General features: G+C 35.5%; 15 protein-coding genes. 2 read left to right on the top strand and 13 right to left on the bottom strand.

Annotated elements, in window-relative coordinates; genetic code table 11:
* Positions 1-162: 162 nt before the first annotated feature.
* Positions 163-1,788, bottom strand: a complete 1,626-nt coding sequence (gene rho / locus NQ558_RS11885) for a transcription termination factor Rho (RefSeq protein ID WP_005361768.1) — start codon at positions 1,786-1,788, stop codon at positions 163-165.
* Positions 1,789-2,153: 365 nt separating this feature from the next.
* Here rho and NQ558_RS11890 point away from each other — a divergent pair, with 365 nt between their 5' ends.
* A complete protein-coding gene (locus NQ558_RS11890) occupies positions 2,154-3,305 on the top strand; it encodes an NAD(P)-dependent malic enzyme (RefSeq protein ID WP_005361769.1) in 1,152 nt (383 codons plus the stop codon).
* 620 nt (positions 3,306-3,925) lie between these two features.
* Here NQ558_RS11890 and NQ558_RS11895 read toward each other — a convergent pair.
* From NQ558_RS11895 to NQ558_RS11950, 12 genes are all read right to left on the bottom strand, one after another.
* Positions 3,926-4,189, bottom strand: coding sequence for a hypothetical protein (locus NQ558_RS11895; protein ID WP_040446071.1), 264 nt, complete (start codon positions 4,187-4,189; stop codon positions 3,926-3,928).
* A gap of 198 nt (positions 4,190-4,387) precedes the next feature.
* On the bottom strand, positions 4,388-4,912 hold the full coding sequence (locus tag NQ558_RS11900) for a DUF4364 family protein (RefSeq protein ID WP_005359566.1): 525 nt from the start codon (positions 4,910-4,912) through the stop codon (positions 4,388-4,390).
* Positions 4,913-4,914: 2 nt separating this feature from the next.
* Positions 4,915-5,502 carry a ribosome biogenesis GTP-binding protein YihA/YsxC gene (yihA, locus tag NQ558_RS11905; protein WP_005359568.1) on the bottom strand — a complete coding sequence of 196 codons (588 nt, stop codon included), beginning with the start codon at positions 5,500-5,502 and terminating at the stop codon, positions 4,915-4,917.
* Entirely contained in the window at positions 5,499-7,826 is a 2,328-nt protein-coding gene (gene lon, locus NQ558_RS11910) for an endopeptidase La (RefSeq protein WP_005359570.1), read from the bottom strand. The genes yihA and lon overlap by 4 nt, the downstream gene beginning before the upstream one ends.
* A 13-nt stretch (positions 7,827-7,839) precedes the next feature.
* A complete protein-coding gene (gene clpX, locus NQ558_RS11915) occupies positions 7,840-9,120 on the bottom strand; it encodes an ATP-dependent Clp protease ATP-binding subunit ClpX (RefSeq protein ID WP_005359572.1) in 1,281 nt (426 codons plus the stop codon).
* Between the two features lie 118 nt (positions 9,121-9,238).
* Positions 9,239-9,820, bottom strand: coding sequence for an ATP-dependent Clp endopeptidase proteolytic subunit ClpP (clpP, locus tag NQ558_RS11920; RefSeq protein ID WP_005359575.1), 582 nt, complete (start codon positions 9,818-9,820; stop codon positions 9,239-9,241).
* A 28-nt stretch (positions 9,821-9,848) separates the two neighbouring features.
* Positions 9,849-11,129, bottom strand: a complete 1,281-nt coding sequence (gene tig / locus NQ558_RS11925) for a trigger factor (protein WP_005359577.1) — start codon at positions 11,127-11,129, stop codon at positions 9,849-9,851.
* Between the two features lie 200 nt (positions 11,130-11,329).
* The gene (locus NQ558_RS11930) at positions 11,330-12,367 is read right to left on the bottom strand and encodes an IS30 family transposase (RefSeq protein WP_005359579.1); all 1,038 of its coding nucleotides are present in this window, start codon (positions 12,365-12,367) and stop codon (positions 11,330-11,332) included.
* A 54-nt stretch (positions 12,368-12,421) separates the two neighbouring features.
* The gene (locus NQ558_RS11935) at positions 12,422-13,048 is read right to left on the bottom strand and encodes a hypothetical protein (RefSeq protein ID WP_005359581.1); all 627 of its coding nucleotides are present in this window, start codon (positions 13,046-13,048) and stop codon (positions 12,422-12,424) included.
* Between the two features lie 140 nt (positions 13,049-13,188).
* Positions 13,189-13,314 carry a hypothetical protein gene (locus tag NQ558_RS11940; RefSeq protein WP_005359583.1) on the bottom strand — a complete coding sequence of 42 codons (126 nt, stop codon included), beginning with the start codon at positions 13,312-13,314 and terminating at the stop codon, positions 13,189-13,191.
* Positions 13,315-13,395: 81 nt separating this feature from the next.
* Positions 13,396-13,671: a hypothetical protein gene (locus NQ558_RS11945; RefSeq protein WP_005359585.1), complete on the bottom strand. Its 276-nt coding sequence runs from the start codon at positions 13,669-13,671 to the stop codon at positions 13,396-13,398.
* A 1-nt stretch (position 13,672) separates the two neighbouring features.
* Entirely contained in the window at positions 13,673-13,879 is a 207-nt protein-coding gene (locus tag NQ558_RS11950) for a ribbon-helix-helix domain-containing protein (protein WP_412098423.1), read from the bottom strand.
* A gap of 219 nt (positions 13,880-14,098) precedes the next feature.
* Between NQ558_RS11950 and NQ558_RS11955 the strand changes: the two genes are divergently transcribed.
* Positions 14,099-14,362, top strand: a complete 264-nt coding sequence (locus NQ558_RS11955) for a hypothetical protein (RefSeq protein ID WP_005359588.1) — start codon at positions 14,099-14,101, stop codon at positions 14,360-14,362.
* Positions 14,363-14,390 lie beyond the last annotated feature (28 nt).

Here is a 14,390-nt window from a genome sequence, read left to right on the forward strand (position 1 = left end):
ATTAGTATGTCAATAATATGAAAGTTATTTTTATACGTTATTTTTATACTATTTATTTATGCATTTACATTTAATAAAACACACTTATTCGATATTTATTTTATAACACAATTTTTTAAATCTTCTTAACAAATTTCTGTTATCATTCAAATAAGCTTACTGCTATCTTGAATGAGCTGACCTTATTCTGGCAATTTTGCTTATAAATTCTTTATTGTCTTTTGTTCTTGCAAAAAGATTAAGCACCTGTTCAACTGCATCATCTTTTCTTAAACCGTTAATTTCTTTTCTTATAATATAAGCTGCACCCATTTCATCTGAATCAAGAAGTAAATCTTCTCTTCTTGTACCTGACTTTGTAATGTCAATTGCAGGGAAAATACGTTTTTCAGATAATTTTCTGTCTAAAACAAGTTCCATATTACCTGTTCCCTTAAATTCTTCATATACAACATCGTCCATCTTGCTTCCTGTTTCAACAAGTGCTGTGGCAAGAATTGTAAGACTTCCGCCTTCACGCATATTTCTTGCAGCGCCGAAAAATCTCTTAGGCATGTGAAGTGCTGCTGGATCAAGACCACCTGACAAAGTTCTCCCACTTGGTGGAACTGTCATATTGTAAGCTCTTGCAAGTCTTGTAATACTGTCAAGAAGGATAATAACGTCTTTTCCGTGTTCAACTAATCTCTTAGCTCTCTCAATTACCATTTCAGATACACGCTTATGATGTTCAGGCAACTCATCAAATGTTGAATAAATGACTTCCACATTATCTCCTGTTATTGCCTCTTTAATATCTGTTACTTCTTCAGGTCTTTCATCTATTAAAAGAATAATCATTTCCATTTCAGGATTATTCTTAAGAACCGCTCTTGCAGTCTCTTTTAACAAAGTAGTTTTACCTGCTTTTGGTGGTGAAACAATCATTCCACGCTGTCCCTTTCCAATCGGGCTTACCAAATCAACTACTCTCATTGCTGTGCTATGTCCGTCTGTCTCAAGATGTAATCTTTCATTAGGGAATATTGGTGTTAAGTCCTCAAAATTAGGTCGGCTCATTACTTTGTCAAGAGACTCACCATTAACCTGCTGCAAATAATACAAAGCACCAAACTTTTCAGTTTCTCTTTTTTCCCTTACCTGACCCGTTACAAAATCACCTGTTTTCAAGTGAAATCTTTTAATCTGTGATGGTGCAACATAAACATCATCATCTCCCGGAAGGTAATTGTCACATCTAATAAAACCAAAACCGTCAGGCATTACTTCAAGAATACCCGTCTTAACAGGACCGTTTTCGTCAGGAACAATCTGCTTGTGCTCCCTTACACGTCTATGTTCTCTTCTTCCACCTTCTGATTCTTCTCTTTCATATCTGAAATCCTGATTTTCTCTTTCTGTATATTCTGTTCTTTCTCTTGCGTCCTCAATTCTTTCTTTTGCATTATCTGTACTTTCTTTCGAACGCTCTGAACCGTCTTTTTCATACTCTGTGCTTTCTTTAATTGTATCTCCGGCTATACTTGTTTCCTTTGTTCTTACAGTCTTTCTTCTTGTACGACGTGTTTTCTCAACTGTTTCATCTTTTGAAATTTCTTTTTTGGATACTTTTATTGCTTCTTCACCGGATTTTTCCACGCTATTAGATTCTGCATCTTTTCGTTCAGCAGTTTCAATAATCATATCAATTAACTGTTGCTTTCTAAGTGTAGTCACACTTTTAATTCCGTTTGCTTTTGCTATTTCCCTTAATTCACTTACAGGTAACGCACTTAATCTTTCTCTCATAATTTTCCTTTCAATTTTTAAACATAAGCCATTTCGTCATCTATATTTTAAATATTAAATAATATTGTTTCACAATTGTTATAAAATCTTATAGTTTCTGTAATTCTTTGTTGTATAACTTATTTATATCATCAATATTCTGGGATTTTTAGGGAGAATTCCCTTTCGAATCAGTTCTTATATCTTAACACACTTACAAAAAAAAGGATAGTGTTAATTTTCAAAATATGTTATGCTTATACGTAGACATATTGTACTAATTGGCATTGCACTTTATATATTGCTAATTAGTATTGTACGCAGGCATATTATACTAATAGTTATTTTAGTATTATGCACAGACATATAGTATTTGGAGGTTTATTATGACAACAGACGAAAAAGCATTAAAGTTGCATGCTGATTTAAAAGGAAAATTAAGCACAGAAGCAAAATACCACGTTAAAACCCGTGAAGATTTATCATTAGCATATACTCCCGGTGTTGCAAAACCTTGTGTTGAAATTGCAAACAATCCTGAAGATGTTTACAAGTACACATGGAAAGGCAATACAGTTGCAGTTGTTTCAGACGGAAGCGCCGTTCTCGGTCTTGGGAATATCGGGGCAAAAGCTGCAATGCCTGTTATGGAAGGTAAAGCTGTTCTTTTTAAAGAATTTGGAAACGTTAACGCTGTTCCTATTTGTTTGGATACTCAGGATCCTGATGAAATAGTTGATACTGTTGTAAGAATATCTCCCGGATTTGGTGGAATTAATCTTGAAGATATTTCTGCTCCAAGATGTTTCGAAATCGAAAACAGACTTAAAGAGATTCTTGACATTCCTGTATTCCACGATGACCAGCATGGTACTGCAATCGTTGTTCTTGCAGGAATCATTAACGCTCTTAAAGTTGTTGGCAAAGAAAAAGAAAATTGTAAGGTTGTAGTGAATGGTGACGGTTCTGCCGGCATTGCCATTACAAAATTACTTCTTAAATATGGATTTAAAGATGTTACTATTTGTGGTCTTTACGGAATCCTTTCAAAAGATATTAAAGACCTTAACTGGGCACAGAAGGAAATGGCTGAAGTTACAAACCTTTCAGGTCAAAACGGTGTTTTGGCTGACGCAATGAAAAATGCTGATATTTTCATTGGTGTTTCTGCTCCTAACATTGTTTCAGAAGAAATGGTTGCTTCAATGAACAAAGATGCAATCCTTTTCGCCATGGCTAATCCAACTCCTGAAATTATGCCTGACCTTGCTAAGAAAGCCGGTGCAAGAGTTGTTGGTACAGGACGTTCTGATTTTCCTAACCAGGTTAACAACGTAGTAGCCTTCCCCGGAATCTTCAAAGGTGCATTAGAAGGTCGTGCAAAACAGATTACAGAAGAAATGAAACTTGCTGCTGCACACGCAATTGCTTCTTTAGTTCCTGACAGCGAACTTAACGAAGACAATATCCTTCCTGAAGCATTCAACCCTGATGTTGCAGATGTTGTAAGCAAGGCTGTAAAAGATAACATCAAGTGAGATTAAAGTGTCAGATTGTGGGAGTGCGAAGCACGTAGCAATCCGAGTAATTAAGTTAATACTATTCAATAATATTCAGTTTCTATTAAACTTAGAATTTATGTATAAAAAAAACTGTGCTTTGGCGATATTTCCCATATTTGGAATTATTGTTTTGCACAGTTTTTTATTCTTATTGCTGTTCCGGTAGTCATTACGTGTCATATCGCCAAAATACTACCTCACACGTAATTTTTTGAATTATTCTTCTATTTTCGCTACCGATTACGTGTCATATAGCCGAAATGCTATCTCACACGTAATTTTTTGAATTATTCTTCTATTTTCGCTACCGATTACGTGTCATATAGCCGAAATGCTATCTCACACGTAATTTTTTGAATTATTCTTCTATTTTCGCTACCGATTACGTGTCGTATAACCGAAACGCTATACCACACGTAATTTATTGAAACTTATCTTGTACTTTCGGCTGAATTTACGTGTCGTATAACCGAAACGCTATACCACACGTAATTTATTGAAACTTATCTTGTACTTTCGGCTGAATTTACGTGTCGTATAACCGAAACGCTATCTCACACGTAACTTCTTGAAGCCATTACGGATTATACAGTATTTCACTCTCCAGAATCCGTAATATCTTCCAGAATAACCAGCTTTATTCTATGAATTACGGAACATACAATATTTTTATTCCCATATTCCGTAATCACACATAAAATAACAGCTTTTCTACTATGAATTACGAAACATACAATATTTTTATTCCCATATTCCGTAATCACACACGAAATCACACTTTTTCTTCTATGAATTACGGAACGTGCAACTTTTTCATTCCCATATTCCGTAATCATTACAAAATAAACAATTATACTCATCCCCGAAGCACCTTTGCCCGAAGCAAAGAGTATACCTGACCCAAAGCATGAACGCTCCCATATTTTTTACTCAGAGCAAAAAATCTCAAAACTTTCTCCCCTATCCAAAGCACTATATAAAAAGAACTGTGCTTTAGCAATCTTTCCTATATGAAATCATTGCCTCGCACAGTTCTTTTTATATATCACGTATTCTTTTTAATTAGTTAACTTATCAATTACATACTGATAAATTTCCTGACTACAGTCCTTGTCCTCCCATGTGGCGCACATCTTTGATGCTGTTTCTTTGTCAGGTGTTGCTACGTTTACTTCAATAAGGGTGCTGTCCCCTTCTTTAACCTGACAGTGAACCACATAGTCGCCGTTAGATGCTCTGTAATAATCCGACACTGTTCCCACTTCATTTCTAAGCTCGTACTTATTATTCATAAGGAACATATCCACGTCATCCACTATTGGATTGGGAATCTTGTTCTCGAAGAATTTAAGACTTTCTCTTCCTTCTGAAGTTAAATGATAATATGAAGTATTTCTATTAACATTTAAGAAAACAAATCCATCCTCTATTAACTCACTTAACGATTTTTGAACAGTAAAGTAATTAGTGTATTCGTTTTCTAAGAAAAACTGTGAAATCTGAGAGTTAGTAAGTGGAAATTCAACTTTATTTAACATATGCATAATTATTAATTTGTATAATGTTTCAGCTTCAAGTGCCATTTTTATTCCTCCACTATTTCTTCTATAAGATCTAGTATTTCATCTTTTCCCTGTTTAGTCAATGCTGAAAATGTAAGTACTTTAGTTCCCGGTACAACATTTAATTCCGTCTTAATCATTTTTATGTGCTTCTGCAACTGGCTTCTCTTAATCTTGTCAGCTTTTGTGGCAATAATAATAGGTTCATAACCATTTGCCAAAATCCACTGATACATATTTACATCGTTAGCTGATGGCTCGTGTCTAATGTCAATTAGTAAGAAAACAGCTTTCAAAACCTGAGATTCGTGAAGATATCTTTCAATCATTTTTCCCCACTGTTCCTTAACTTTTAAAGACACATTTGCGTATCCGTATCCCGGCAAATCCACAAAATATAATTCTTTATTTACATTATAAAAATTTATAGTCTGAGTCTTTCCCGGCTGTGATGACGTTCTTGCCAATGCCTTTCTGTTCACTAATCCGTTAATTAATGATGACTTTCCAACATTAGATTTTCCTGCAAAAGCTATTTCACATAGTTGATTATCCGGTAATTTACTTGTAATACCACAGACTGTTTCAAGTTCTACATTTTTTATTATCATTTTTGCTCCTGTTCTACCAGTGCATTTTCAAGCACCTGTTCCATTTTTTCTACAAAAACTATTTCTAATCCATCTGTAATCTCTTTTGATATTTCTTCCACATCAGGCTTATTCTTTTTAGGGACCAAAACCATCTTTATGCCTGCATTCTTAGCTGCCAAAAGTTTCTCTTTTAATCCTCCAATCGGCATAACATTACCACGAAGATTAATTTCACCTGTCATTGCCACTGCGCATTTTACAGGTATCTTTGCCACAGCTGAAAGAATTGCCGTTGCCATAGTAATGCCCGCCGATGGTCCATCCTTTGGTACCGCTCCTTCAGGTACATGGATATGAATATCATTTTCTTCAAAAAATTTCTTGTCTACACCGTAGTCTGCAACAATACTTCTTACAAAGCTTAATGCAATATGGGCCGATTCCTTCATTACGTCACCTAACTGACCTGTTAACTTAAGAACACCTTTACCCGGCATTGTATTAACTTCAATCTGAAGAGTTGTTCCGCCAACTGCAGTCCATGCCAAACCTCTTACGATTCCAATATCGTCCTTCTCATTTGCCATATCAGCTTCATACTTTTTACGACCAAGGTATTTTTCAATATTCTTTGATGTAACCTTTAAATGTTTCTTTTCTTTCTGAACTATATTTCTTGCTGCCTTACGACAAATCTCTGAAATCTCTCTTTCAAGTTGTCTTACTCCGGCTTCTCTTGTATAATTCTGAATTACTGTCTTAATTGCTTCATCAGTAATATTTAACTGACTTTTCTTAAGACCGTTTTTCGCATATTCCTTAGCTATTAAATGTTCCTTTGCAATATGGAATTTCTCGTTTTCAGTATATCCCTCAATTGGAATAATTTCCATTCTGTCAAGCAAAGGTCCCGGAATTGTATTAATATCATTTGCCGTAGCAATAAAAAGAACCTTTGACAAATCAATTGGTACTTCTATGTAATTATCCCTAAACTTGTAATTCTGCTCAGAATCCATTACTTCAAGCAATGCTGAAGAAGGATCACCGTGAACACCTCTTCCAAGCTTATCTATTTCATCAAATAACATTAAAGGATTATTTGTTCCTGCCTGCTTAAGACCTGTTGCAATTCTTCCCGGCATGGCACCAACATAAGTCTTTCTGTGACCTCTGATTTCTGATTCATCATCCACCCCACCAAGACTTATTCTTACATATTTTTTATTTAACGCCTCTGCAACTGATTTTGCAATAGATGTTTTACCTGTACCCGGAGGTCCGATTAAACAAATAATCGGGCTGTCACCCTTTGCACCTGTCAAAACCCTAACTGCCAAAAATTCCAAAATTCTATCCTTAACCTTTTTAAGTCCATAATGGTCTCTGTCAAGAATATCCTGAGCATTCTGCAAGTCCGGATTTTCCTCAGTTGTATTGTTCCAAGGCATTTCAAGCATTGTGTCAATGTAAGTTCTTAACACATTAGCCTCTGCCGCATTTCCCATTGTGCCTTTATATCTTGAAAGTTCCTTTAAAAGCTGTTCCTTTACTTCTTTGTCAGCATTTAAACTATGTATTTTCTCTTCAAGCTCCTCGGCTTCTGACATAAAATCGTCACCAAGTTCCTCTCTGATAACCTGCATCTGTTCTCTCAAAATATGTTCACGCTGGTTCTTGTCAAGTCGCTGTTTAACCTTATCAATAATTCCTGTTCTAATAAGAGCAATCTCGTTTTCTTCCTTAAGGAAAGAAATAATCGTTCCAAACTGGCTTACAACATCATCTTCTTCCAAAAATGTCTGCTTAAGCTGGTACTTTACTCTAACTCTCATAAGAAGCTGTCTCATTAAGTTTTTAAGACTGCTCATATGCATTAAACTTCTTAGTGCATTTGCACTTAATTCGTGAGTTATATCATTATAATCTCTTATTGTGTCCTTAAGTTCTCTGACAAAGGCCTCTTCTTCGATTTCTGACAAGTTGTTTTCTTTCTCTTCAAGTAAATCAATTTTTCCCTGAAAATAACCCTCTTCAAAATTAAATGCCAAAATCTGACCTTTTGATTTGGCTTCTACCATTACTCTTACAATATTGTCCGGAAGCTTATTTAACTGCTTAATTACAACAACTGTACCAATATTATATATGCCGTCAAAACCCGGTGTTTCTTCCACCGGGTTTTTTTGTGTAACAACAAATAAGTTCTTTCCAGCCAACATGGCAGTTTCAGCCGCCTTAATTGATGACTTTCTGCTAATGTCAAAATGAACGGTAGTTCCCGGTAATACTGTCAATCCACGAAGTGGTATTACAGGAAGTTTTAATATATTTTCTGACATGTATACTCCTTAATTATGCTGTCTTGTCTTTATTTTTCTTAGCTTTCTTCTTGCCAATTACTGAATTATATACTAATTCAGGATCTGCAAGTCCGTTAATAACATCTTCATTAACAATACATTCCTTAATTGTCTCATCTGAAGGTGTTTCGTACATAATATCCATAACTGCATTTTCAAGTATGGCTCTAAGACCTCTGGCACCTGTTTTTCTTTCTACTGCTTTCTTTGCAATAGTATTAATTGCCTCGTCTGTAAACTTAAGTTCCACACCATCTAATTCAAACAACTTCTTGTACTGTTTAATTAATGCATTCTTTGGCTCTGTTAAAATTCTTTCCAATGCTTTTTCATCAAGGAAATCAAGTGAAACAGTTACAGGAACTCTACCTATAAATTCAGGAATCAAACCAAACTTAGTAAGATCCTCAGGCATAACCTGCTTAAATAATTCATCTTCACTCTTGTCTGTTTTCTCTATAATCTGAGAATTAAATCCAATTGAACCCTTATCCAATCTACGTTCAATAATCTTTCCAAGACCATCAAAAGCACCACCGCATATAAACAAAATATTAGTTGTATCAATAGGAATAAGTTCCTGCTGAGGATGTTTTCTTCCTCCCTGAGGTGGAACACTTGCTTCTGTTCCTTCTAATATTTTAAGTAATGCCTGCTGTACGCCTTCACCTGAAACGTCTCTTGTAATAGACACATTCTCAGATTTTTTAGTAATCTTGTCAATTTCATCAATATAAATAATTCCATGCTGCGCTCTTTCAATATCATAGTCAGCAGCCTGAATAAGTTTTAACAAAATGTTTTCAACGTCTTCACCTACATATCCTGCCTCTGTTAATGTTGTAGCATCCGCAATTGCAAAAGGTACATTTAAGATTTTTGCCAATGTCTGTGCAAGATAAGTCTTACCTGAACCTGTAGGTCCTAATAACAAAATATTAGATTTCTGTAATTCAACATCTAAATCTTTTCCTGCCAAAACTCTCTTATAATGATTATACACTGCTACCGAAAGTACCTTCTTTGCAGCATCCTGACCAATAACATACTGATCCAAAAACTCTTTAATTTCCTTTGGCTTAAGTAAATTAATCTCTTCTTCTGCTACATTGTTTCTGTCGCCATAAACTTCTTCTTCAATAATTCCTGCGCATATTTCAACACACTCATCACAAATAAAAGCTCCATCAGGACCGGCAATCAGTCTTCTTACCTGGTCTTCTGTCTTTCCACAAAAAGAACAGCTAAACTTTTCTTTATTAATATTTGCCATAAATACCCCTTAACTTTTTATATAAAATTATTTAATAAAAAACATTTCTTTGATTTTTATTAAATAAAAGGACAATAAGACACCACAAATGCGGTGCCTTATCTTCCGGAAAATTATTTTATCTGTCCTTAATTACTTCGTCAATTAATCCATATTCCTTTGCTTCATCTGCTGATAACCAGTTATCTCTGTCAGTGTCTTTTTCTACTTCCTCAACCGGTTTTCCTGCATTATCTGCAAGAATCTGATTTAATTTCTTCTTTGTCTTTAAGATGTGCTCTGCTGCAATCTGAATTTCAGTTGCCTGTCCCTGAGCGCCACCTAATGGCTGATGAATCATAACTTCTGCATTAGGTAATGCGTATCTTTTTCCTTTTGCACCGCTTGATAAAAGGAATGCACCCATGCTGGCAGCCATTCCGATACAAGTTGTTGACACATCACACTTTACATAGTTCATTGTATCATAAATTGCCATACCTGCTGTAACTGATCCTCCAGGGCTGTTGATATACATATGTATATCCTTTCCCGGATCCTCAGATTCAAGGAATAACAACTGTGCTACAACTGTACTTGCAACTGCATCATTAATCTCTTCACCTAAAAATATAATTCTGTCTTTTAATAATCTTGAATAAATGTCGTATGAACGTTCTCCTCTTGAATTCTGTTCAATGACATAAGGTACTAATGCCATATTCAATACCTCCTAATATAACTTAAAACTATTTTGCTTTAGAAGTTACAAACTTAGCAGCCTTTTTTAAGCAAATGTCATTTCTAAGGTTCTTCTTATCATCGTCTGACAATAAATCAGCAACCTTTTCTTTTTCCATCTGATATCTTGTAGCCATATCTTCTAATTCTTTTTCGAATTCTTCATCTGTAGCTTCAATCTTTTCAGCCTTAACTACTTCTTCAAGAACTAAGCTTGATTCGATTCTAGCCTTAGCCTGTGGCTTAACCTGTTCTAATAACTGTTCTACAGTTGAACCTGTAAACTGCATATACTGGTCAAATGAAATACCCTGCATAGCAATGTTCTGAGCAAATTCTTCAACCATCTGCTGAGCCTGTGCTTCGATCATCTTTTCAGGAATGTCCATTTCTGAATTCTTAACGATTTCTTCGATTACTTTGCTTTCTTTTTCTGCTGCTGCAGCTTCCTTCTTCTTAGCTACAAGACCTTTCTTAATGTCAGCCTTGTATTCAGCTAATGTATCAAATTCTGAAACTTCCTGAGCAAATTCATCATCTACCTTTGGATATTCCTTAACTTTGATTTCCTTAATTGTTACTTTGAACATTGCTGGCTTTCCTGCAAGTTCTTTTGCCTGATATTCTTCAGGGAATGTAACGTTAACTTCAACTTCTTCTCCAACCTTCTTACCAACAAGCTGGTCTTCAAATGTATCAATAAATGAATGTGATCCAATTGTTAATGGATAATCTTCTCCCTTTCCACCTTCAAATGCAACACCATCTACGAAACCTTCGAAATCGATAGTTGCCTGATCACCTTCTTCAATAGCCTTATCATCTGCTGCTACAAGTCTTGCATTCTGTTCTTTAATCTTATCAAGTTCTGCGTTAACTTCTTTAGCTGTTACTTTTGTATCTGCCTTTTCAACCTTGATTCCTTTATATTCGCCAAGCTTAACTTCAGGCTTTAATGTTACTTCTGCTTCAAAAACAAATGGTTTGCCTTTTTCAATCTGTGTAACACTGATTTCAGGACGAGCAACGATTTCTAATTCACTTTCAGCTGCTGCATTAGCATAAGCTTCCGGAATTAAGTCATTTGCTGCTTCTTCGTAAAATACGCCTGCACCATACATCTTTTCGATCATAGCATAAGGAACTTTACCTTTTCTGAATCCAGGAACATTAAATTTGTTCTTGTTCTTCTGGTAAGCTTTCTGAATAGCCTTATCTAATTCTTCAGCTGGTACTTCAATTGTAAGCTTTGCTGTGTTATTTTCTAACTTTTCTACCTGTAAACTCATTCTAATATTTCCTCCTTAATATACAAACGGGTCTGAGTTAAGCCCATTTAATTCACTCTGCTTTGTACGTCAGGGCATAGTACCCCCTATGACGCAGTAAATAATTATAGCACGAATAATTTATATTGTCACTATTTTTCTTAAAACTATTTTACTCCTATATTTTGTCAATAGTTTTGCGACAAGTTTTTTATTCTTTTCTATGCCAATTTCTGTAACTCTTCATCAAACAATTCTGCGGATGTTTTAAAATCAAATATTCCCCTTGGGTAATTGTTAATCCATGTTTCTATATATTTTATTTCTTCATCTGTTGTATCCTCAAAATCTACCCCCTTTGGTATATGCCTGCGTATAAGCCTATTATTATTTTCATTCGTGCCACGCTCCCAACTGCTATACGGGTGGCAGTAAAATACAAAAGTCCTCTTTTCTTCTTTCAATGCAGAACGCTCCATTCCCTCATAATCTGAAAACTCTACACCATTATCAACCGTTATGCTTCTGAATACCTTATAAAACATATCCCCCCATTTTCTCTCTAACCTGTCTAACGCATCTACTACCGAAGCTGCCCCTTGGTCTTTCAGCTTAATAACGATTTCATCACGGGTTTTTCTTTCCGTTAATACAAGCATACACGATTTTGTGACCCCTCTCTTTCCTTTTACCGTATCCATTTCCCAATGTCCGAATATCTCTCGTTTTTCTATTTCCTTTGGTCTGTTTTCTATGCTTTCTCCTGCGGTGGCTCTTTTCTGTACCTGTACTTTCTTATTATGCTTTTTCTTTTTACTTTTAATAGGTAAATCCTTGTTTGTAAGTTTCAAAAAAATTCCATTATCAATATATCTATAAAGTGTTCTAACACTTATTGTTGTCTTAAATTCAATCCCCGAACGTGCAACCTCTGCTAATGCTGCTTCCGGGCTAAATCTATTATCTACAATTTTGTTTTCTATATATTCCGCTAATTTTCTATCATTTCCTATTTTTAGGCTTCTGCCTTTTCCCTCTTGGGCGTAATCGTGTGCTTTTTGTCCTAAATCACTGCTATAACGCTCTTCCTCTGTATAGTCAGAGTTTCGGTGCATATACTTACCTTTGTCATATTCTCTATATATTGTGCTTCTGTGAAAATGTAATTGTTCTGCTACTGCTGCCTTTGACAACCCGGCGTTTAAAAGTGCTTCCATTTTGATACGGTCACTTTTACTCATTTGTTTAAATTTCTTCATATCGCACCTCCTACGCCAAAAGGGCAGCAGTTATTGCCTGCTGCCCTCGGTCTTTTATTCCGAATCGGTTACTTTTTCAATATCTCCGTTGTCTGTGTATACAATGTAATCTACTAAATGTGTTCCGCCAAACATTGCTTTGGCATCATGTTCCTCGCCTTTGGTATATTCATACACTGATACATATAACAAGCCGGATACAACACTTATACTCGTGCTTGTTTTTGTGGTTAAGTTTTCAACCGCCAAAATAGTTTTATCAGAATCAAAGTAGTTTTTATAACACGATAACGCATAATCTTCAACATTAAAGTTGTTTTCTGCTATTACAATACATTTCCAATTACCTGTAACATCATTCCTTACAGTATCGTACTTTGTTGAATATATCGTAGTAATATCCTTATCGCTTATACCTACAATATTATCCCCTGTTCTGTGTTCCACTATTTCCGTTGGTTCTTCCGTAATTGCTTCCGTTGTTTCTTTCTGCTCTGTTGTTTCCTCCTGTTTCTCGGATTCCGGCACTTCTGTTTTTTCTAATTCAGCAGTACCCCCCCGAACATCTGTTTGATTTTCGGTTGTGGTGTTTTCTGTTTGCCTGTTATTGCTTGCAATTATCCCGTGGCCTATCCAAAAGACCACAATTACAGCAATGATTATAATGTGTTGTTTTTTCATGTTGAACCTCCTTTGTGTCCGATTCGGTCTATTCGACCTTGATTTTTTTGTTTTTTCCTGCTAATATATTTTAAAGCACTCGGGGCGATTAGCAGGAATGTTATGAAGTTCGCCCCTTGTGTTGACCCTTATTAAGTTTTTTATTCCTTAATCAATTCTGTGAGATATTCGATTAACTCTTCTTTCGGTGTATCATTTCTTATCAGTGCTATTATCATTTTTATTATCCCTTTGAACTGGTTGTTTGTCATTTTGTTATCCTCCATTGTTTAACTCCTTTCCTGCTATCTCCTTGCTACAATTACATTATATACTTATATAAGTATATTGTCAACAGTTTTTTATACTTATATAAGTATTTTTTTGTAGTAATACTTATCTTCTTTCTGATATATCCTTATCTCTTCATCTTTCCCCCGATAGTCTAATTCCGCATCTGTCACAAAATCGCAATTAGTGCATGAAATATATCCGCACTCCATAGGCCCGCAATCTTCTTTTCTTATTCTTTTTTTAGATAATTTCCCACTTCTTGTTATTTTGTAAACGTCTGAATACTGCATTAAATTGCTAAACTCTAATGCGCTTCCACACTTAGGGCAGCAATTCAACAATTCATCCATTTTATCCCCTCGCTTTCTTCTCTTCGATTGCTGCAACTATAAATTCGTTACGGCTCTTATATCCCTGTTTCTTCGCTTCTTTGTCAATCTCTGCTTTCTGTCCTGTCGGGACTGTTACAAGAAATTGGTCGTAAGCCTTTGCATTGTATTTATTTTTTGCCTTTGTCGCAGGCGTTCCGCCTGTCTTTTCCTCCGCCAACTGCTGCACCTCCTTTGCTCGTTGGTTTTTCTTTATCATATCACATTCATTATACTTATACAAGTATATAAAATGCACAAATAACTTTATATACTTATATAAGTATTTTGGTAATTATTCCGGGTTGCGTATATACTTATATAAGTATATAATAGCATCATAAGGAACAGGGAATAAGACAGACCCACAAAGTTATACACAGTATCCACATTTTAGGAGGTATTCACTATGGAAAGAACACTAGAAACAATCACTATCAACAACGCTTTAGAGGTTGTCAGACTTAAAGGCGAACTTAAATTTAAACATCCGCTTGGTTATACTCGTCCAAGCGGTTACTGTTTCAAGCACCCGGTTAAAGGCTTCTTTGCTTTTAAGGGTGATACAGAGCCGTATATGCCTTGTGGTGGCAAAAAGGCTTTACTTTCTATCATCCGTTCCGGCGGTTTTTTTAATTTTGATAATGTGGTTTGGCTTCAACCACTCAACTAAATACTTATCCGGGGTTGCGGTACTGCTG

It is taken from the genome of Eubacterium ventriosum (assembly GCF_025150745.1).
In the GTDB taxonomy this organism is placed as follows: domain Bacteria; phylum Bacillota; class Clostridia; order Lachnospirales; family Lachnospiraceae; genus Eubacterium_G; species Eubacterium_G ventriosum.

Excerpts from the sequence above, each read along its gene's own strand:
- rho (WP_005361768.1), bottom strand. The coding sequence starts at position 1,788 with ATGAGAGAAAGATTAAGTGCGTTACCTGTAAGTGAATTAAGGGAAATA.
- NQ558_RS11890 (WP_005361769.1), top strand. The coding sequence starts at position 2,154 with ATGACAACAGACGAAAAAGCATTAAAGTTGCATGCTGATTTAAAAGGA.
- NQ558_RS11895 (WP_040446071.1), bottom strand. The coding sequence starts at position 4,189 with ATGAGTATAATTGTTTATTTTGTAATGATTACGGAATATGGGAATGAA.
- NQ558_RS11900 (WP_005359566.1), bottom strand. The coding sequence starts at position 4,912 with ATGGCACTTGAAGCTGAAACATTATACAAATTAATAATTATGCATATG.
- yihA (WP_005359568.1), bottom strand. The coding sequence starts at position 5,502 with ATGATAATAAAAAATGTAGAACTTGAAACAGTCTGTGGTATTACAAGT.
- lon (WP_005359570.1), bottom strand. The coding sequence starts at position 7,826 with ATGTCAGAAAATATATTAAAACTTCCTGTAATACCACTTCGTGGATTG.
- clpX (WP_005359572.1), bottom strand. The coding sequence starts at position 9,120 with ATGGCAAATATTAATAAAGAAAAGTTTAGCTGTTCTTTTTGTGGAAAG.
- clpP (WP_005359575.1), bottom strand. The coding sequence starts at position 9,820 with ATGGCATTAGTACCTTATGTCATTGAACAGAATTCAAGAGGAGAACGT.
- tig (WP_005359577.1), bottom strand. The coding sequence starts at position 11,129 with ATGAGTTTACAGGTAGAAAAGTTAGAAAATAACACAGCAAAGCTTACA.
- NQ558_RS11930 (WP_005359579.1), bottom strand. The coding sequence starts at position 12,367 with ATGAAGAAATTTAAACAAATGAGTAAAAGTGACCGTATCAAAATGGAA.
- NQ558_RS11935 (WP_005359581.1), bottom strand. The coding sequence starts at position 13,048 with ATGAAAAAACAACACATTATAATCATTGCTGTAATTGTGGTCTTTTGG.
- NQ558_RS11940 (WP_005359583.1), bottom strand. The coding sequence starts at position 13,314 with ATGGAGGATAACAAAATGACAAACAACCAGTTCAAAGGGATAATAAAA.
- NQ558_RS11945 (WP_005359585.1), bottom strand. The coding sequence starts at position 13,671 with ATGGATGAATTGTTGAATTGCTGCCCTAAGTGTGGAAGCGCATTAGAG.
- NQ558_RS11955 (WP_005359588.1), top strand. The coding sequence starts at position 14,099 with ATGGAAAGAACACTAGAAACAATCACTATCAACAACGCTTTAGAGGTT.